Raw genomic sequence first — 20783 nt, forward strand, 5'->3', positions numbered from 1 at the left:
ACGACCCGGCGGCAGGGCGAAAGTGCCAATACCGCTTTGAGCGGAAAGTGCTCGACTATGACGACCTTTCGGCGCCCAGGGTCCTCACGTTGACGTTCGGCACGCGCGTTGACCTTCGCCGTATCGGTACTATTAGGCCGATCGGGACTGTTGATCGATTGTACGTCTATCTCTGTGACGGGCCTCGCATCCTGACGCTGCTCGATATTGGTGCCCTCGGCACTGTCGACAGCCGCTTCTGGATCGCGCTGGCCGGCCATGGCCTCGTTCATTTGCAGGTCAAAGACCAGATTGGAAGGCTGGTTCGGGCGAAAATCGCACTCCACAAGCGGACCGAACGGGTTCGATCTTTGATGCGAGACGGCCGAGATACTCATCGGGAGCGCCTGCGCGAGTTGGCCACGCGGGCCTCGCGTGAGGCGCGGCCGCTGGCCATTTCAGGTATCCCCGATTCCAGCAGACGGAAGCGATGTGCCGAAAAGCCTCGAGACACCGCACGCCAGCAATTTTGGGAGGGTTTCTTCGAGCAGGAGGATCCTGGAACTATGGTTCGCCGTATGAACAGGAAAAGTACACTCGGCAGCTCGAGCTTCTGCCAGACCAGCCAGTGGATCACGCGCTCGAGCTCGCGTGCGCGGAAGGACATTTCACGCGCCAATTGGCACCCAGGGTCAAGCGCCTCAGGGCCGCCGATATTTCGACCAAGGCGCTCGATCGCGCTCGTGTCCGATGCAATGGGCATCAGAATATCGAATTCTCTCAACTGGATTTGTCCGCCGATCCGCTCCCGCAGGACATCGATCTGATCGTCTGCTCCGAGGTCCTTTACTACCTTAATAATGAAGCCGAACTAGAGTCGGTCGCGAAGCGACTGGTGCAGGCGCTGCGTCCTGGCGGTCACCTTGTGGCGGCCCATGCCTTTGTGTTGAAGGACAACATGTCGCGAACGGGGCTCGACTGGGAGAGTCCGTATGGGGCGGAGACGATCACACGAATTCTCCAGGGCGTACCCGGACTCGCCCTGGAGACGTCGATCGAGACGGAGCTGTACCGTATCGATCGGTTCAGGCGGTTACTTCCGGGCGAAGCGGCCCCTGACACACAGGTGACATGCGCGGCTATCGACGCGCCGATCGAGGTCGAGGTTGCGCGGTCCATCGTGTGGGGTGGGGCTGCGGCGCGCAGGTTTGACGTCGCGCAATCCGAAAGACGCACGCACGTTCCGGTCCTGATGTACCACCGAATTGCGGCCGAAGGACCCGGCGAACTGGCGCGGTACCGCTTGTCTCCGGATGCGTTCGGGCAACAGATGCTGTGGCTGCGCCGAAATGGCTACCACGCGATCAATTCGGATCAGCTCGCCTGGTTCGTGGCAAGCAATCATCCGTTCGTTGGCAGGCCGGTGCTGATCACCTTCGACGATGGGTACGAGGATTTTGCCGAGCATGCATGGCCGATCCTGCAGGCAAACGATTTCTCGGCAGAGGTGTTCGTTGCGACCGACTTCGCGGGAAAGCGGGCGGAGTGGGATGCTCCGTTCGGAGAACCCGCTCCGCTGCTCGATGCGGTCAGGATTGCCGGGCTTGCCGCCGAAGGCGTATCCTTTGGTAGCCATTTGGCGAGCCACCCGCGCAGCGAGGAACTTGCGACCTGGAATCTCGCCGAGGAACTGACGCGATCTCGTGCGCAATTGGAGCGATGGCTTGGGCGACCTATAACGTCGCTTGCCGCGCCGTTTGGCTCCACGGATCAGCGGCTTGGAATCCTCGCAGCCGAATGCGGCTACAAGACCCTGTTCAAAACGGTCAGCCGGGCCGCCACCCTCAGAGACAATTTGTTAGACCTGCCGCGAATTGAGGTCAGGGGCGATTTTACGCTGGACACATTCGCGCGCTGCTTGGAGCAGTATCAATGAGCACCGGTGCGCTCCTCGTCAGTGTGGTTATTCCGGCCTACAACGCCGATGCAACGATCGACGAGACGCTTCGCAGCGTCAGATCTCAGTCGCATCGGGAGCTGGAAATCATAGTCGTGGACGACGGCTCCACCGACAATACGATTGCGGTCGTCCAGCGACATTTGGCCGAGGATTCTCGAATAACCATCATAGAACAGCGTAATGCAGGGGTGGCGGCCGCCCGGAATGCGGGCTGGCAGGCGGCGCGCGCGGACTTCGTCGCGTTCATTGATGCCGATGATCTCTGGACGCTCCGCAAGATTGAGAAACAGCTTCAAGCCTTGCTTGATGCAGGAGAGCGGACTGGTCTTGTCTACAGCTGGTATGACTGGATCGATGCCGATAGTCGCGTAACTGCCAGGTCCGATCCCGTCTTTCATGCGGGCGAGGTGCTGGACTATCTCTGTCAGGGAAATTTCATTGGCAACGGCAGCTCGGCGCTGGTCCGCCGCGAAGCCCTCATAGCTGCAAAAGGTTTCGAGAGCGGACTCAGGGCATCGGGGGCAGAAGGCTGCGAGGATCTGCTGTTCTATTGCCGTGTCGCGGAGGCGTACCAGTTCGCGGTCGTGCCCGAGTACCAGATCGGCTATCGTTACCTCCCGAACAACATGTCAAGCAACAAGACGCGGATGTTCCGGTCGTGGATGCTGGTCGCGGATGAGATCATGACGCGGCACCCTGAGCGCAGGGCGCTCCTCGACCTGGGCTTCAGAAACTATGCGCGTTGGCTGCTTCGCAGAGCTCTGACGGGCGGTCAGTTGTGGTACTTCGTTTCAATCTTTGGACACCTTTTCAGACGGCATCCCTTGCTCGCGCTCAGGGTCGCCGTGCACGATGTTCCGCGGGATACCGTCTCGGAAATCCGGTGGAAATGGCGTCATCAGCGTCGCAGGGTGGTTCGACCTCCAGCTTCGTTGTTTGCCATCGGCGATCCAAGTCAATCGCTATGACAGAGCACCCGAACAACATACGAAGACCGAGAGCTGCTCGCCGCGCTGCATTGGTCGAACTGTTCAAGCTGCTCAAGCTTGCTCCGCTGCCCGGTTGGGTGACGCCCGCGCTGATTGTCCTTGGCCTTGCTACATCGTTGGCGGAGACGGTCGGGATTACTCTCGTACTCCTGTTCTTCTATTTCGCCATGGGTCAGGTGGAACTTGCAACGTCGACCAGTGGCCTCCTGGGCGAAGCGCTCCGATATGCGGCTAACTGGTTTCACAGCTCGAGCGAAACTGCTGTCGTGCTGCTCCTTCTCATCATTGCTCGCGGTGCTCTTTCCTTTATCAACACATTAATCAGTGCGCGTGTTGGAGAGAAGATCAATGAAGTCGCGCGCAACCGCGTTCATCTGCAGTATCTGTCAACTTCGTATTCGTTCTTCCAACGCCATGACGAAGCATATCTCATGGAGGTGTTGGGAACCGAGACATGGGTGATCTCCGGGGCATACGCCACTCTTACCCGCATTATCGTGAGTTCGTGCTCGGTTTTTCTCTTCGCGTCCTTTCTGTTGGCGCTCTCGATCAAGATAACCGTCCTCGCCGTCGCGGCCTCAATGCTCGTGTCGGCTGGATTGCGTCATCTTTCGTTGCCGATTCAGCAGTTGGGTGCCGGCGTCAAGCTGGTTCATCAAAAACTGGGTGAGCATATGCTGATGACACTCCAGGGTATGCGCACGATCCGCGCATATGGCCAGGAGGAGGTTCACCAGAAGCGCTTCGAGCACGCGTCGACGCAGGCACGGCAGGTCGCGCTGCGGCTTGCGCGTCTGTCCGCTCTGGTCTCGCCCCTGACGGAGGTGGGCTATCTTGCCGTGCTGTTTCTCGTCATCGCGTTCGCTGATATGTGGGGAATTGGCTTCGCGACAAGCTTGACCGCGGTCGCATTGCTCTATCGATTGCAGCCGCATATGCGAGATCTGGAAGGGAACCTGCTGTATATGGCGCAGATCGAGCCGCAGCTGCGGTCCATCAGGTCGACAGATGACAAGGAGTACCCGAAGGCCGGGCACGTGGCCGTGGCTAAACTGGAGAACGGCATTTCATTTCGCAACGTGACGTTCCGCTATGATGCCGGTACCGAGCCCGCGCTTTTGGATGTTTCGTTTGACATTCCTGCGGGGAAGACCACTGCGCTCATTGGAGCCAGTGGAGCGGGCAAGACCACGATCGTAAATCTATTGTTGCGACTCTATTCGGCCAACGCGGGTGTCATACGGGTTGATGGGCGATCCATCGAAGACGTTCGTCGAACCGATTGGCTCGACATGCTCGCGATTGCGGGCCAGGATGTCGACCTGGTCGAAGGCACGGTGATCGAAAACGTGCGGATGGCTAGGAACGACGCCTCCGAGGAAGAGGTTCGGCAGGCGCTGCGGGTCGCGGGCATTTCAGAGGTCGTCGAGGCCTTACCTCACAAATACGACACCTGGATAGGACAGCATGGTCTGCGCTTCTCGGGCGGTCAGCGTCAGCGTCTTGGTCTTGCACGTGCGATTGTGCGCAATCCGAAGTTCCTCATCCTCGACGAAGCGATGAGCGCGCTCGATCTGACGCTCGAGGACAGCATTCGACGCGCGATCCAGCTACAATTCAAGAACCGAACCTTGTTGCTGATAACACATCGCCTGGATTCAGTGCGCGATGCGGACCATGTGGTGTGCATTGAAAACGGCCGAGTTCGCGCTGAGGGCCCTCCGGCGAAAGTCCTGGCGAGTCGAGGAGCGTGCGTAACGGGAACTTCGCAAGATGATGTGCTCACATATCGGATGCGGAATACGGTTCCCTAATCGGAACCCAGCGTGTTCGGCGCCTGCTCAGTGAATGACGGGTCCTACACTTGCAAAGCAGCGTGGACTTCACATGAGCCCGTAGCATTCCGGTGTCTCCGCAGAAATCGCCAGCCGCCAGCTGTTTCTCTCATCATGCGTCAAATTGCGTCGAATCCATAAGGTTCTTTTGAACGCATGCATAGTTGTGTGCCACGTAAAAGGAGCACGTATCCATCATGACCATTATCAATGGAAGTTCCGGTGCTGACGTTCTGTTTGGCGGGACCGGAAACGATGTTCTGACCGGAGGCGCAGGCAGCGATACCTTCGTCATCTCGAAGGGGTACGGCTCCGATACGGTCGTTGATTTTCAGGCGGGTTTAGGCGGCGATGTGTTGCGGTTGCAGAACTACGGTTTTGCGACGTTCGCCAGTTTCCTGGCAGCGGCCACCCAAATGGGCTCCGATACGGTCGTCACGCTGTCGTCCACCGAAACCCTGACGCTGCAGAATGTCGCGCTTTCGACCTTGGTTGCAAGCAATGTCGCGCTGGACAATCCGCTGCCAGCGAGCGGAACGGCATGGAACTGGGCGGGTACCGTCCCCGCAGGCGGCACGCTGACGACCGGGGCGACAAATGACGGCATGGAGGCCGGCGGCACGGGCGTCACGCTGATCGGCGGAGCAGGGGACGACACCTACTATGTCTATGACCACAACACCAAGGTTGTCGAGCAGGCCGGAGAGGGTATCGATACGATCCGTGTCTGGAACATCAATGGATACAGCCTCGTCAATGCGCCGAACGTCGAGAATCTTGTCCTGACAGATAGTGTTCCGTCGCCCGCCACCGGCAATGATCTCAACAACATCATTGTCGGCAATGCCGGCGACAACATGATTGACGGCGGGCGAGGCAACGATGTGCTGACCGGTGGGGCCGGTCGCGACACCTTTGTCGTGACAGCGGGCAACGGCAACGACATCGTCACCGACTTTCAGGCGGGCGCCGGCGGGGACATCCTGCAGCTCAACAACACCGGCTTCAAGACGTTCACTGATGTCACGGCGGCCATGAAGCAGGTGGGCACCGACCTTGTCCTGACGATCGCCAGCGGCGAAACGATAACACTTGAAAACACCAGCCTCCAGAATCTCACGACCGCCAATATAAACATCGTCAGTCCCCTGACTGGACTGGTCCAGACCTTCAACGACGACTTCAACACGCTGTCCGCGGGGCAGGATCCCAGCCTGACCTGGCGCACGAGTTATGCCTGGAGCGGAGCGGCAGGCTACGGGCTGGCCGGCGAACAGGAAGTGTATGTCGATCCCAGCTTTTCCGGGCTGCCGGCAACTCAGGCGTCAACGTCGCTCGGGCTTAATCCGTTCTCGATTCAGGACGGTCACCTCGTCATCACGGCGCAGCCCTTGCCTGCGAGCGCAACGCCTTATACAGGCAGTGCCATTTTCTCGTCGGGCATGATCTCGACCCAGAACAGCTTTACCCAGACCTACGGCTATTTCGAGATGACGGCCACGCTGCCCAGCACGAGCGGCGCGTGGCCGGCGTTCTGGTTGCTGCCCAGCACTGCCAATAACCTCAAGACGGAAATCGATGTGCTCGAGGCCTTTGGTCAGGATCCTGACCAGGCGCATTGGGCCATTCACTCGCCCTACGCGCCTGCGACGAATGGGGGTTGGGCAAATACAGCCAACCTGACCACCGGAGAACACACGTTTGCGCTCAAATGGACCCCTTACGACCTGACATTCTTCGTCGACGGGAAGGTGGTCGCACAGCAGGCCACACCCTCCGACATGAATTCGGCGATGTATATGATCGCCAATCTGGCGATGGGCGGGAGCTGGCCGGGCAACGCCGCTCCAGGATCGACGGCGACGATGACGATCGATTCAATCAAAGCCTATCAATTGCCGGAGTACACGCTTGCGAACTACACCCTGCTCACGAGTGGCGCACCGACCAACACGATCGTGGGAAGCGCGGCTGCGGACACGCTGAGCGGCACATCCGGCAATGATCTGATCGGTGGTGCAGGAGGGGCCGATGTCATGACCGGCGGTGCCGGCGATGACACTTATGTCGTCACCGATTCCGGTGCGAAGGTTATCGAGGCCTATGGCGGAGGCATCGACACGGTAAACTCCTCCGTGAGGTATACGCTTTCGAGCTACGTCGAGAATCTGACGCTCACCGGTTCGGCGGCCATCAACGCGACCGGCAATATTCAGTCCAACATCATCATCGGCAATGCCGCGGCAAACGTGATCACCGGCGGGCTCGGCAATGATATCCTGACCGGCGGGGGCGGTGCGGATAGCTTCGTAATCAACTCCGGCGACGGTTCGGACATCATCACCGACTTTTCGCCGGGATCAGGCGCTGGACACGATGTTGTCCAATTGAACGGCTTTGCCTTCACCTCATTCGCCGACGTTCAAGCGGCGATGAGCCAGGTCGGAAGCGACGTATATCTGAAGCTGACGAGCCAGGATACCCTGGTGTTCCGCAACACGACGGTCTCGGCATTCACCAGCGACGATTTCCAATTGCCAGCAACGCTCCCGGCCGGCGGGACAATTACGTCCTGGATCAGCGGGAAAGCGAGCAGCCGCATGGTGTACGGTACCGCGGCGAACGACAAGCTCTCGGCGGTCAATATCGATGACACGCTCGTCGGGTGGAACGGCGACGATACCTACGTCATCGGTAATGCGAACCAGAAAATCGTCGAGAATCCCGGCGGCGGCGTTGACAGTGTGGAGGCGTGGACGTCGTACACGTTGTCGGCAAACGTCGAAAACTTGACGTTGATGATGGGCGGGCTCGCCGGCGTCGGCAACCAAATGGCAAACCGTATGGTCGGCTCGAGCGGTGACGATTTCCTGGATGGCGCGGGCGGGAATGACTGGCTCTCCGGAGGAGCCGGAAACGATACCTTCATTTACAATGCAGGCAGCGGCAACGATACAGTCGCCGATTTCCACGTCTTCACAAGCGCGACTGCCGAACACGACAAGCTGATTCTGAAAGGTTATGATAGCGGCGCCTATTTGACCCATGTGAACGACGTGTGGACCGTTCACTACGCGGGTGGAGCAGATACGCTGCGCATTGCGGGCGTCACCAGCTTGACGTCGGCCGACTATTCATTCGTTTCCGCGACGAATTCGCCGATGACGATGACATCTATCGCCGTGCCGACGATCTCGGCTGTCAACGACAGCGGCTCGATCGTGTCGGGCCTCATCAATACAAATCATCTGGTCCTCACGGGTCGCGCGCAGGCAGGTGTAACCGTCAAGGTTTTCGACGGGACAACTCAGATCGGCACGGCGATCGCCGACGGCAACGGTAGCTGGAGCATGGCGACTGCAATGCTGGCCGAAGGCGGCCACACCTTTGCCGCCGCAGCGATGGACGGTGTCGGCAATCTCACCGCGCTCTCAGCCGGGGTGAATGTCACCATCGATACGATCGCCCCGAACGTGCCCAAGCTCGCGTCGTTCTCGCCCGACAGCAACGTCGCCGGCGATGGCGTCACCAATGTCAACCACGTGAATTTGACTGGAACCGCGGACGCCGGGAGCACGGTGCAGGTCTTCGACGGCGCGACGATGATCGGAACGGCGATCGCCGATACCAACGGAGCCTGGTCCTTTGCCACCGCAACGTTGGCGGACGGTAATCACACCTTTACCGGCAAGACCGCGGACACCGCCGGCAACGTCAGCGCTTCCTCCGGTGCGCTGAACGTCACGGTCGATACGCGTGCCCCGGTTGCACCTATCCTGACCTCGGGCGCACCTGGAGCTTCGAGCGCGATAATCGTGTCCGGCACGGCAGAAGCCGGAAGCACTGTCCGGCTGTACGAAGGCTCGACCTTGCTCGGCACGGGCGTCGCGGCGACGAGTGGGGCCTGGAGCGTCACCACCGGATCGCTCACGGCAGGGCAACACAGCTTCACCGCGACCGCCACCGACATCGCCGGCAATTTGAGCCAGCTTTCCAATGCTTTCAGTTCCGCCGTGGGTACGGTGATCGAAGCGACCGGCACGACATCGCTTATCAAGTCGGGAAGCAACTTCTACCTTTCGACGGCCGGCTCATCGGTGATCCTGAAGAATGGCGGAACGGCCGTTGTCGCGGGGCAGCTTGGCGCATGGGTGCCAGTGGCTGCGGAAGCGTCGTCGAACGGCTATCTCGTCGCGTGGAAGATCCCCTCGACCGGCCAGTTCGCGGTCTGGAGCACCGACAGCAACGGCAATTTCGTATCCAACTATCTGAACAAGGTGTCCGGCACCGACCCGGCTCTTGAGTCGAGCGAGACCCTCTTTCACCAGGATCTCAACGGTGATGGCGTGATTGGTCTTCCACCAACGCCCCAGCAGGTTTCAGGCACGACAATCGAGGCGTCCGGCTCAACCAGCCTGGTTCTGGTCGGCTCGAATTACTTGCTCGACGCGATGGCCAGCGGCGCGGGGCCGACCTTGAAGTACGGTGGCGTAGCGGTTGTGTCGGGACAGTTCGGCGCTTGGACGCCGGTGGGCGTTGAGCAAACGACCAGCGGCTATGATGTCGCCTGGAAGATTCCGGCCACCGGCGAACTCTGTGTGTGGACCACGGACAGCAATGGCAACTATCTATCGAACCTCCTGAACAAGGTGTCCCCGACCGACCCTGCTCTTAAAGCGGTCGAGACGACGTTTTATCAGGACCTCAATGGCGATGGTGTAATCAATACGTCATCGACCATCCTCAAGATCTCCGGAAATGTCGTATTGAATCTGGGCAATATGTCACAGGCCGCGACGGTCGACCCCGGCGCCACGCTCGAATTGTCCGGCGCCGCTTCCGGGTCGATCACCTTCAAGGCGTCGACCGGCAATCTGGTGTTGGACCACGCGTCGCAATTTACGGGAACGCTCATCGGTCTGACGGGTGACGGCACCGCGTCAAATTCCAACCATATCGACCTGAAGGACATCGCGTACGGAGCGGGAACGACGGCGTCCTTTTCCGGCGATACAGCCGGTGGCGTGTTGACCGTGGTCGACGCTCAAAATCACACGGCACATATCTCGCTTGTTGGCAACTACACCAACTCGACCTTCAATCTCTCGAGCGACGGATCCGGGGGCACGCTGGTTATCGATCCTCCGAAGGCTAGCTTTGATTTTTCGGCGGTTGCGCCGTCGCAGCCTCCTGCTACCGCACAAGCCGTCGGCACCGCGCGCCTGGGAGGCGAGGGGTTCATGTTCGAGCAGTCCGCCACCTCCAACGCATATGACTTAGTTAACGAGGCGTTTCATGAAACGGCCAAGGTAGGGCTCCTCGCGGCCACCACTTATCCAGATGTTGACTCGAGCCTTCATCAGGTCGACGCCGTTCACGCGGTAGCCCCGATTGATGTCCATCTGGCGGAGTTGCATGACTTCATGCTTCGCTGAAGGTCTTTGCCTTTCGAACAACGTTGCGCAACGCGCGTTTCGCAAGTTCCCGTTTCCGCGTGAAGGAGATCATGGCGAGGAGGTATGATGCATAGGCAAGCGCCAGCAGCGTAACCAGCCCAGCGAAAGAGTTTCCATCCAGCAATGAGATGTTCGAAATCCTTGTGACGGCCGCCGCAACGCCACAACCGATCCAATGCGGGACGGTCGTCTTGACCAGGCTCGTTGTCGTCACCGGGCCATGACGACCGATAGATATCGCGCAAAGCGGCAGCACGACGGTGCAGTTCACCAGCGTATACGCCGCGGCGATTCCGAGCGCGCCCCAAGGAAGACCGACGAGGAATGAGGTCACGTTGATCAAGGCGGTCCAAACGCCAAGCCTGAAGTACTCCTGGCTACGGCCTTGACTGAGGAACAGCCAAGCTGCCGTCGCGGTCGCGACCTGGATCAAGCCGGCAACGCCGAGCCAGGAAAAAATCGGGGCTGCGCCCACCCAATGCTCGCCAAGGAGAACTCTGAAGAGCGGCTCCGAGAGCAGGATGGCGAACACGATGCCCGGCTGACATATGAGCATAACCATGGAAAGGGCATCGTTGTAGGTACTGAGATATCTCTCCTTATCGAAACGAAGCCGCGAAAGCAGCGGGACAATCACCTGGCCGATCGGGTTGTGTAATTGGACGATCGGCAGCAGCAACAGCTTATAGGCCCGATCGTACAGGCCAAGTTCGTCGCCGCCTCGAAATTTGCCGATGAGAATGTTGTCCGCATTTCTCGAAAGATAGTTGACGAGGTTGAACCCTGACACGTGCAGGCCAAATCGCGCCATGTGCCGCGTCTCGCTGTCCAGACTGGGATATCCGGGGCGATAGCCGGAATAGGCCCAGATCCCGATTGTCGAAAAGAGCGTAAGAACGAGCGTGGACAGGTAAAGTGCCCAATAGTTTCTCAAGATGATTACAGCGACGATCCCTGCGACAACGGAAGCGGTTGTCGCGGCGACATCCAGGATTGCTAGGGCCTTAAATCGGGATTCTCTGGCAAGTAGCGCCGCCGGAACGGTCGGAAGGCCAGCAATGAAACTTAGGCCGGCAATTGCGATCATGAGCTGCTGAAGCCTCGTATCGCCGTAAAACAGCGCAACCGGATGCGCACTCAATGCCAGAACGAGAGCAGATGCCGCGGAAGCGAGCACCGACAGCCAGAACAGCGCATCGATCTGGCCCTTGGCGATTTCCGCGCGTTGAATGATAGCCTGTCCAACGCCGACATCCTTGATGAGCCCGAGGAACGTTGCGGCCGTCGCAGACATGGCCAGCAGGCCGAAGTCGGACGGGGCAAGATTTCGCGTCGAGAATATCGTCAGGACAAAACCGGCCGACAGTTTCCAGGCCTGGGACCCGCCCGTTATGAGGATGTTGGTTACGGCCCGTGACTTGCTGTCCTTGTCCAACGAGCTCACCCCCCGCGATCTCAAACACCTCTTGCGCGGTCTCGCGCCTGCCAGCAAATGCCGCGGGAAATCCAGCGCGCTGCACGATGGCGGTTCCGATCGTCTCCGGCTTTTAGCTTGGCCTTGACACGAACGGAAGACGTGATCGGGCGATGTGGGATCGGCGTACCTGGGCGAGCCTGCTCGAAACTGATCTCAAGCGATGGCCGGACGTCACCAACGTCAATGCGGACACTTGTGGTCACATCAATGCCCGCAGTTTGTCATATTTCAATTCACAGCGCTGAGGTTCCCGTGAGATGATTTTGTGAGCACTCACACCAGGAGAAGGGCAAGCTGGCTTGCGATATTTGCAGGCCGCTAGTCATTCTATAATGTTCGGTTGATCTCGATGGCGAAGCTCCGGAGGTCCGAGACGGGATGACGTTGTACACTGTTGCATCACGGCAAGGAGTGCGGTCTGGCGTCGCGTCGCTTGCGGGACCTCTCTTCCTCCTTGCAGTAGCCGTCATTCTATCTGCGATTTCGCGGCGGGCCGTCACACATCTCGCGCGCTGGTCTGACATTTACGCTCTGGTGCTGGTTTGCTCGGCATTTGCCGGCGCGCTCGCCTTCAGCTCCATTCGCTACCGTGATTTCTCGCCGCCATTGCGGATCACCGCCTTCGCGATCGGAATGACGATCTTTGTGCAGTTGCTGTTCGATTCATTGGGGCCCTTCGCAGGGCCTCCCAACATCCTGTTCGGGGCGGGCGACAAGATTCTGTTCTTCCGCTACGGTGCGGTGCTTGCGGTTGTGGCAGGAATAGCCGCGATCTGGCGTCCTTCATTTCTTGTGCCGCTGTTCTACTTCTATCATGCATGGCGCGAAATGGTGAGCGTCGTGTCCGGCATCTTCGTGACGGAGACCGATTATCTCGGTATGCTCGACGTCGGTAACTTCGCCGTGCTTGGCGTGCTCGGCACGATCGTTCTCACCAGCGCCTGGGTTATGGATCGCGTGCCGTGGCTGCGAACTCTGTTCGCTTCCGCAGATGACGTGAAGCAGCTTCGCGATCGCGCCTATGGCTTGATTTGGGCGTGCGCCGTCGGGGCGCATCTCGGCAGCTATTTCTGGTCGGGAATCGCAAAGCTGCAGGCTGGTGGCGAGAAGCCATGGACCTGGCTGCTCGCAAATCCCACGCAAACCTCGATCCTGATGGGCCTCGAACGCGGCGACGCCCCGCTCGGCCTGTGGCCGGGCGCATTGCAGACCATCTGGGACGCGATCGTGAGCAACCAGCTGATCTTCAACGTCTTCGTGCTGGGTGCCCAGCTCCTGTCGCCCCTGGCTGCGATCTCGACGCGCGCGCTGTCGTTCTTCTGCCTGCTGTTCGACGTCTTCCACATCGGCGTGTACTTCACGCTCGGGGCTCTTTTCTTCTTCTGGATTGCGCTCAACCTGTTCATCGTAGTCGCGGCACGCACGCTGCCGCATGATGGGTTCACCCCGGCGATGAAGGTTGTGATGGTCGTGACCGTCATCTGTGGCCGGTTCTTCTTCTACACCAATCACCTGGGATGGCTGGACGGGCCGAAGCTGGCAAGCCCGCGGCTTTTCGTCGAGACCCGCGATGGTCGCCAAGTTCTCGCGCCTTCCACGTATTTCGGCATCTACTCGTACATGATCGGAACCGGAACCATGTACATCCCTGAGAATCATTTCCGGGCTCGCGTTGGCGGCAACAACCACGATCTTACGACTTGGCACGACGCGACTACCTGCGGCCCGGAGATCCTTCCGCGTCAGGACACAGGCGTAGCCATGGAGGCCGTGGAAAAATTGGTCCGCGAGACGGATCGCTTTTTTCGTGTCTATCCCTGGGTGAAGGACAACAACAGCTTTTATGCCTATCCGCACCACATGCTGTCCAATCCATGGCTGTATGGCGAATTCAACAAGCTGACCATGGACGATATCGTCGCCTATCACTATGTGGTGGACTCAGTATGCCTCGGCCTGGCGGAGGGCAAGCTTGTGCGCGACGTTCGGAATCGAACGGACTATCGAATTGACCCATAGTGATGACGAGATCTGGGTGGTCTATGACGGCGAGTGCCCGTTATGCAGCCGCTATGTTCTGCTGTACCAGTTGCGGGAGCGTGGGCAGCGCATTCACCTGATCGACGCGCGTTCGGAGCATCCGATCGTCGGCGATATCCGCGCCCGCAACCTCGATCTCAATGAAGGCATGGTGGTTCGCTGGCGTGGGCGGCACTACCATGGGGCCGATGCAATGCATCTGCTGGCAACGCTTGCCGGGGAGACGACTGTCTTCAATCGCCTTAATCGGCTGGTGTTCTCCCGGCCACGCCTCGCAAGGGCACTTTATCCGGCACTGGTGCGTGGAAGGAAGCTTCTCCTTCGGCTTCTCGGCCGCAAGCTGATCGATGAGATCAATGCTCCGGAACAGCGGATACCGGTCGGTCCTTCCGACGAAAACATCAAGCACAACGACGGGGTCCGATGACGATTGGAGGAAGGCTCCAGCGCGCCTCCTGTGTACAAGAAGCGGTGGGGCAGGTTATCGCGTCGCGGCCTGATAGGCCGGAGAGAGACGCATTAGGCCGCAACGGACAAGGTCGTCGGATGATTGGTAGATCAGGCTTTTCGGATAGATGAGCTCGAATGACCGATTTTGATCGAGTCGCTCCGCGTAGCGCTGATACTCGACCGATCCGAGATAGTAATTCCCTTCACGGACCGCGATTGCGACCTTATCGGTGAAGTCGTGGAGAAATTTGAAATGGAGCAGGGCGCCTGTGACATCGCCTGGCTTGCCTGGTGGGGCCATCAGGTGACCGGCGGCGATATAGCGACGGCTGGGCAACCAGCGCGCGAGCGGCACTTTAGTGAGCAGCGGTGGCTGCCAGCGCGTGATGTTAACTGCAGGCAGCAGCCGCGCCAGCCCGTATGGCTCAAGCAACTGTACGAGTGCGTCATAAAGGGCGATCTTCGGCGGCATCGGTTCGTCATAAAACAGCCTCGCTCGCGCACCGCCCACCAGGTAGTTGGTCGGAAAGCCGCGCCGACGGCGCTTCACATAGGTATCTGAATCGAAGTAGGGGCAGAACGCGACGAGGCTCTCACCGGCTTGGTAGCGCTCCGGGCCTCCGAGCCAGCGTGGATACATATCGACCATCTCCGCGGTCATGCAATCGGCGCCGGTGCTCTCCAGATATCGGCACAGCCATCGAAGATCAAAATTTTCGCAACCGGGATAGACAAAGAGTTCGTCGGCGTCGAGCGTCAGCGCCCACCGTCCTGGCGCGAATTGGTCGAGCACGGCGCTGGTCCAACGCGCGCCACCACTTGATTCTGCAAAGGGCTCCCGGATCTCGAACACGTGAACGTCCGGCTGATCGAGCAGGAATGCTCGCGTGCCGTCATCCGAACGGTCATCGATCGCGAGGAAACGTCCGACCCCGAGCCGGCGATGATGGCGCAGGAATTCGGGTAATCGCAGCATTTCGTTGCGGAGCTTGCCAACAGCCACGATCTCATCGGCGCCGAAGTCGAGGGGCCGGGTATCAATCCGGTGAATGACCGGATCGGGACGCTGCTTGGCCCGTGATCGCGCTGGCGTCAAAAGTGCGACAGCCGCTTGACCCCTTACGATCAACTTTTGTAACGCGTTCTGCGCGCCGTTGCCGCCCGCGGCTGTTCTCGCCAGCAATTCCATTTTTAATTTCCAGCCAACCGATCACATCTGCATTATCGAATAAAGACGGCGAATATAGGTGCTATGGACGGTCACTTTGTCTCAGCGGGTTGATCTAGCCTCATAAGCCCGTGGCAGGGCGCAAATGTGCGCTTCTTCTTTGCAATCGAGGAATATCGGCCGACGGCTTCGCGTCGGGTTCCAAATAAATTGCGTTACCATTCATTTCCAAACGTCTTGAGCATACTTCAAACGTCTTGAGCATACTTGATGTGTCGCTCCAGCTTGTCGCCGGTCGTGTCGTCCAAAAACATTTTGCCCGGTCGACTTTGTGCAACACAGCCATTCCGCTGAAGTTTCAAGGGGCCGAAATCAAAGTCAAAGAAGAAGCCTCCGCCAAGCGTATTCAGTTGGTGCCGGAGATCTTTCGAGCCGTTGAGCAGATTGGAGCTGCGGCAAGAGCTTTCTGCAGAGCATCACGCGCGCAGGGGATCATGCCGCGTAAACGAAGCGCTCACAAGCACACCGGCAGGAATGCGGCCCTGCGGGATGATCTGCATGGCAATTAAGCAGGTGCGGAGCTTCTACAGGAGGATGTAACAATATACGGCCATGCGACAACATCCTCGCCGGCCGCTCATGATAGGGGTCTGATTAGACTGCGATTCGCGATTCACGCATCTGCGGTGATGCCTCCGACTGCACCTGGTCGAGCACCGAGAGGTTCGCGATGAGCAGATAGATCAGCAGGCTCGCGCAATAGACGACTTGCAAAATTACCGCGCTGGCGACGAATGCTATCAAGCCCGTGGCGAAACCCTGCTCAAGACCCAAATACCACGCGGCAACCAGGATCAGCATCGTTGCGGGAATAAGGGCGTATGCGCGAAGAAAACGCCCCAGAAGAACACCGGCCACGGCGCTTGCGATCATCAGCACAACCAAGATCTGCCCTCCTGCTCTTGCACCAGAGATGTTCTGGACGCGTGACGGGCCGTATTGTAGCCACAGAACCGCTAAAAACATACCACTTTTGCGCAGGCGTGGCCAAATCTTTGGTGCGCCTACCGCCGTGCTGCGGGCGGGCGGTTCTGCCCTGGAACTTGCTCGATCGTCGATCCGGTCCCCTGGATCCCGGAGTTCTCCTGCTGACATTGATGCTTTTCGGTTCCAGGGGCTTTACTTTTCCACCCCGGGTGGTCGACCTCGGCAACAGGCCGACACGCAAACGCGGCAAGAGGCTTGTGACCAAGACGCCTCGGATGAGACCGGTCCTAGCTCCCCTGTCTTTTGCGCAGCAGGAGTCCGACCAGTTCTTCGAGGCTCTGCTCAATGTCCACGGACTGCAAAGATCCGGTATCGGGTTTAGAGGACTGCGGCTCGATCAGACGCAAGCTTGCGCCGGCAGGCCCGGATTTCGATTTCACTGGCTTCGGCTCCCGAATGGATACGGGTTTAAACGACTGAGGCATGTCATAATTCACCTGCTCAGTCATTGCGGGTTGAGGTGTGGCGTATCGCGTCCTGGTGCTTTCATCGGAAGATGGTCGCCCGGTTCTGAGCGCGGGCGAAACGTAGGGCTGCAAGTGCAAGTACTCGGCGTGCCGCTTACGAGAGATCAGCTCGCGCGTGCCGTAGCCGGCCGCGAAGCCAATCGCGAGCAGAACAAATATGATGAGGAGCCCAACCATCAAACTATACGCGCCCACTCATAATTCTGCCTCAGAGTTAACCTGCTACCGTCTATATCCCGTAGTTGATAGATGCCGTAATTGACGATTTGAAGGCACGTCGTTCGCCGTGTCCGGGGAGGGCTGCGCTCGCCTGAGGATCGCTTCCGACGAGGCGTGAGGTGTTCGCGATACGAGATATTCGCTGCATCCCCCGCGATCCGATGACTTGCCTATTTGCTGGTCAATGCGCCTTCGGTTTGGCATCGCACGTGTCGTGAGTGATGCGACGGCCATCGATTGACAGCTCGCTCAACGTAGCGAACATCGCAAACAGGAAACCACGAATACTGAGATTGCCCCCTTGTCGTTACAATCCCCAGGTTCCACCATCATAGCCGATAGTCGCGCGCAGAAGATCGGGGCCGTCAACGGTTTTCGCGGACTCGCCATCTTGATGGTGATCCTCTTTCACTTGCTTGTTCCGTTCACATCCAGCGCGCCGGCGTTTCCCGGCGAACTTGATCCAAACGGTCTCCTGGCCATTGTCGCGAAGCACGGCTTCTTGGGCGTAAATATCTTTTTTGTGCTCTCCGGATTCGTTCTGTACCTGCCCTATCGCACAAAGAAGCGAGCCATCGATCGGCTCGCCGACTTCCCGCATTTCTATTGGCATCGCGCAGCCCGGTTGCTTCCACTTTACTATACGGTTGTCCTCGTGACGATTGCACTCCATGCCAAGTCGCCCGCTGGATCGCACGCGTGGTACCTGGAGCTCGGCGGACTGTTATCTACGCTTTTCATTTTTGTGCCGCACGGGTTTATGCCCCCCTCCAATCCCGTATTGTGGTCCGTAGGCGTTGAAATCTGGTTCAGCCTTTTGTTTCCGCTGCTGATTCTTCTGATCGCGCGCTTCGGCCTTGGAAGGCTGTTGCTGTTGAGCGTCGTCATTTGCTCAGCTTTCGTGGTGGCTGGGCATCTTATCGCGGTGGATCGGATTGGGATGTTTCGCCCGTTTGTGGGTGGAATATTTGGGTCGTGTTACCAGTTCATTTTCGGAATGTTGGTTTGCGATCTCTACGTCAAGTCCAGGGACAGTGTTTCACTCAGGAGATTTCAGTCGCGCGGGCTGCTGCCCGGACTGCTGCTGATGATTGCCGCCATCTATCTCAAGGATAATGGCCCCTGGGCTGTGAGCATTCTCTACGCCACGATCTTTTGCGCCGGGTTTTCCATGGTGCTGCTGGCGGTGTTGTGCGGGGCATGGTCCGCAAATCGCTTGTTCGAGGCGTGGCCAATTCAGGTCGTCGGATGCATGTGCTACAGTATCTATGCGTGGCATTCGATCATCATGGTTGAAATGATCCCGCCCGATACGTCTCCGTTGCAAGACACGCTTCGACTTTCATTTCCGTATCTTGCAATAACAATCCTGCTAAGTGCCCTGAGCTATCGCTATATCGAATTTGGCCATCAGCGCGATTGGAGGTCGTTGTTCCTGTTACGCAACTCCAATTCCGACGAACTCGCCGGCGCTGGGGTATCCCGTCGTGCTGAGTCGAAACCGGCCGCATCGTCCTGAGAGGACTCCCTGCTGGGACATCTGGGACTGCGGGGTCGAAGGTATGGTCGGTGCTCGAGTTCGCGGCTGCGCCTCAGTCCTGTGGCAAAGTCGAGGGCGTTGCGGACCTCGGCGGCTTACTTTTGTATTCGGCCTAGCGCGACTGCTCTGAAGGTCCGACGGCGTAACAACCCAGGCGCTGATCATGCGAGTTGCTGCACGTAGTCGCGGTGTCGAGCTGGCGATGGTCCACAGAACGAACCCAAATTCTCTTTTACGTTTCAACGCTCTGTACAAGCAAGCGCCATCGATGACCGTCACGCCTCCGCTGGCGCCGCCTTGCTGCATATGGGGTCGCGGTGTAGATGTCGCGCATGAGCGATGAAACCCACTCCATTCGAAGCGGCCGGCTCAGCGCGGCCATCAAGGCGCACGGCGCCGAGTTGTGCTCGCTCAAGGACGGAGGCGGCATCGAATTCGTCTGGAAGGCGGGGCCGGAATGGCCGCGCCACGCGCCGCTATTGTTTCCGATCGTCGGGCGCCTCGCCAATGACAAATTGCGTCACCGGGGCAAGACGTATCGGATGACCCAGCACGGCTTTGCGCGCGACAACCGCTTTGCCTGGGCAGAACGCGGCGAGAGCCGCTGCACCCTGGTGCTCGAAGACAGCGAGGCGACGCGCGCGCTCTATCCGTTCACGTTCCGGCTCACCGTGGCCTATGCGATCGACGACACAGGCCTTGATGTGACGTTCACCATCGCCAACACCGGCAAGGAGACATTACCGGCGTCGCTCGGCGGTCATCCCGCCTTCAACTGGCCGTTGCAATCCGGACTGGCGAAGGAGAGCTATGCGCTGACCTTTGCGAACGCGGAAGCGTCTCCCGTCCGCCGTCTCGACGGCGGCTTACTGCGCGCGGCAACGGAGCCAAGTCCGGTCAAAGATAAATCGCTGCCCTTGTCCGAAGCCCTATTCGTCGATGACGCTGTCATCTTCGACCGCATTGAGAGCAGCTCGGTCCGCTATGCCGCCGGGCCGGGCGCATCAACCGGGCCCTGGCTGAAAATGTCCTGGCGCGGCTTTCGCGAGCTCGGCGTCTGGTCGAAGCCGTCGGGCGCGCCGTTCCTCTGTATCGAGCCCTGGCGCGGCCATGCCAGTCCCGCCAGCTTCGAGGGCGAGTTCACCGACAAGCCTGGCCTGATGCATATCGCGGCGGGAGCGGAAGAACGCTTGTCGTTCCGGATCGACATCGGATCGTCCTGAGATCTCCGTTAGACCTCGATGCGCGTGAGGTCCTCGCCGAGCACGACAGGGCCTGAGTAATCCCGCCGGACATCGTTGAGCAGCGCGCTCAGCATGGAATCGTCGGTGCGCGGCCGGTGATGGGTCAGGGCGAGCTTCTTGACACCGGCCTTGGCCGCGACCTTGCCGACCGTATCGCCGCAGGCGATCGTGAATTTCGCAAGCCGGCGCAAGTGCTCGTTGTTGATCTCTGGCGTTGCGAGGAAGCAGCACTGAACCAGCAGGTCGGCGCCCTCAGCCAGTCGCTCGAGACCGGGGCAGGGGACCGTGTCGCCGGAAATCGCAATGACCTTGCCCTCCGCCTCGAAGCGGTAGCCGAGACACATCCAGCGTTGGAGGAAGGCCGGCGGCATGTCGAGGCCGTCGCCATGCGAGACGAGCTCGGCGCTGATCTTCCAGCGGCCGGTGTCGAGAACGGGGCCGGGCACGATGTCCGTTGCGACCACCGGTTTCCAGCCGCCGAAGGTCGGCTCGCCGCGATCCCGCCAGGTGATGTCCTTGTCGTAGACCTGCGTGATCAGCGTATTGACCAGCCGTTCGGTATCCGGGGGACCATAGATGCGCAGCTCGTCCTTGCGGCCATGCATCCATGAATTCAGCATCACATCGTAGAGGTCGCCGATGTGGTCGAAATGGTGATGGGTGAGAAAGACCGTGTTGATGGCGCCGAGCGGCACGCCGGCTTTGCTGAGCTGCAGCATGACGCCGCGGCCGGCGTCGATCAGGATGTTCTCGTCGCCGAGCCTGATCAGCGTGGTCGTCGCCATCCGGCGTGGATCCGGGCGTGGGCCGCCGGTGCCGAGCAATATGACCTCCATGGCGCCACCTCCAGCGTGAAAATCTTTCACAGTAGATTTGAACACGGCAAGCCAAGCAAGCCGCATCAAGGCCGAC

The 20783-nt window shown here is 59.2% G+C and carries 14 protein-coding genes; 9 read left to right on the top strand and 5 right to left on the bottom strand.

Annotation, left to right across the window (positions count from 1 at the left end):
- Positions 1-469 precede the first annotated feature (469 nt).
- From LRP30_RS09695 to LRP30_RS09710, 4 genes are all read left to right on the top strand, one after another.
- Positions 470-1915 (top strand): SAM-dependent methyltransferase, encoded by a 1446-nt coding sequence (locus LRP30_RS09695; protein WP_249757992.1) that lies wholly within the window; start codon positions 470-472, stop codon positions 1913-1915.
- Complete coding sequence (locus LRP30_RS09700) at positions 1912-2907, top strand: glycosyltransferase family 2 protein (RefSeq protein ID WP_249757991.1); 996 nt, start codon at positions 1912-1914, stop codon at positions 2905-2907. The genes LRP30_RS09695 and LRP30_RS09700 overlap by 4 nt, the downstream gene beginning before the upstream one ends.
- Before the next feature lie 50 nt (positions 2908-2957).
- A complete protein-coding gene (locus LRP30_RS09705) occupies positions 2958-4742 on the top strand; it encodes an ABC transporter ATP-binding protein (protein ID WP_249760170.1) in 1785 nt (594 codons plus the stop codon).
- Between the two features lie 218 nt (positions 4743-4960).
- On the top strand, positions 4961-10198 hold the full coding sequence (locus LRP30_RS09710; RefSeq protein ID WP_249760171.1) for an Ig-like domain-containing protein: 5238 nt from the start codon (positions 4961-4963) through the stop codon (positions 10196-10198).
- Here the strand turns inward: LRP30_RS09710 and LRP30_RS09715 are convergent.
- Positions 10185-11654, bottom strand: coding sequence for a lipopolysaccharide biosynthesis protein (locus LRP30_RS09715; RefSeq protein ID WP_249760172.1), 1470 nt, complete (start codon positions 11652-11654; stop codon positions 10185-10187). The two genes, LRP30_RS09710 and LRP30_RS09715, sit on opposite strands and share 14 nt — an antisense overlap.
- Before the next feature lie 426 nt (positions 11655-12080).
- Here LRP30_RS09715 and LRP30_RS09720 point away from each other — a divergent pair, with 426 nt between their 5' ends.
- Together LRP30_RS09720 and LRP30_RS09725 are read left to right on the top strand one after the other, a co-directional pair.
- The gene (locus tag LRP30_RS09720) at positions 12081-13715 is read left to right on the top strand and encodes a hypothetical protein (protein WP_249760173.1); all 1635 of its coding nucleotides are present in this window, start codon (positions 12081-12083) and stop codon (positions 13713-13715) included.
- A 16-nt stretch (positions 13716-13731) separates the two neighbouring features.
- The gene (locus tag LRP30_RS09725) at positions 13732-14163 is read left to right on the top strand and encodes a DCC1-like thiol-disulfide oxidoreductase family protein (RefSeq protein WP_249760174.1); all 432 of its coding nucleotides are present in this window, start codon (positions 13732-13734) and stop codon (positions 14161-14163) included.
- A 54-nt stretch (positions 14164-14217) separates the two neighbouring features.
- On the opposite strand, the gene LRP30_RS09730 is transcribed toward LRP30_RS09725, so the two are convergent.
- Positions 14218-15375: a glycosyltransferase family 2 protein gene (locus LRP30_RS09730; RefSeq protein WP_249760175.1), complete on the bottom strand. Its 1158-nt coding sequence runs from the start codon at positions 15373-15375 to the stop codon at positions 14218-14220.
- 251 nt (positions 15376-15626) lie between these two features.
- On the opposite strand from LRP30_RS09730, the gene LRP30_RS09735 reads away from it, so the two are divergent.
- Complete coding sequence (locus tag LRP30_RS09735) at positions 15627-15923, top strand: hypothetical protein (protein WP_249760176.1); 297 nt, start codon at positions 15627-15629, stop codon at positions 15921-15923.
- Positions 15924-16008: 85 nt separating this feature from the next.
- Here LRP30_RS09735 and LRP30_RS09740 read toward each other — a convergent pair whose 3' ends face one another.
- A complete protein-coding gene (locus tag LRP30_RS09740; RefSeq protein WP_128938122.1) occupies positions 16009-16299 on the bottom strand; it encodes a hypothetical protein in 291 nt (96 codons plus the stop codon).
- 329 nt (positions 16300-16628) lie between these two features.
- On the bottom strand, positions 16629-17045 hold the full coding sequence (locus tag LRP30_RS09745) for a hypothetical protein (RefSeq protein ID WP_128935690.1): 417 nt from the start codon (positions 17043-17045) through the stop codon (positions 16629-16631).
- Positions 17046-17388: 343 nt separating this feature from the next.
- Between LRP30_RS09745 and LRP30_RS09750 the strand changes: the two genes are divergently transcribed.
- Both LRP30_RS09750 and LRP30_RS09755 read left to right on the top strand, forming a co-directional pair.
- Positions 17389-18606, top strand: a complete 1218-nt coding sequence (locus LRP30_RS09750; protein WP_249760177.1) for an acyltransferase — start codon at positions 17389-17391, stop codon at positions 18604-18606.
- A 353-nt stretch (positions 18607-18959) separates the two neighbouring features.
- Positions 18960-19850 carry an aldose 1-epimerase family protein gene (locus LRP30_RS09755; protein WP_249760178.1) on the top strand — a complete coding sequence of 297 codons (891 nt, stop codon included), beginning with the start codon at positions 18960-18962 and terminating at the stop codon, positions 19848-19850.
- Positions 19851-19858: 8 nt separating this feature from the next.
- Here LRP30_RS09755 and LRP30_RS09760 read toward each other — a convergent pair whose 3' ends face one another.
- Positions 19859-20707: an MBL fold metallo-hydrolase gene (locus LRP30_RS09760; protein ID WP_249760179.1), complete on the bottom strand. Its 849-nt coding sequence runs from the start codon at positions 20705-20707 to the stop codon at positions 19859-19861.
- Positions 20708-20783 lie beyond the last annotated feature (76 nt).

This window comes from Bradyrhizobium sp. C-145, from assembly GCF_023375135.1.
Classification (GTDB): domain Bacteria; phylum Pseudomonadota; class Alphaproteobacteria; order Rhizobiales; family Xanthobacteraceae; genus Bradyrhizobium; species Bradyrhizobium zhanjiangense.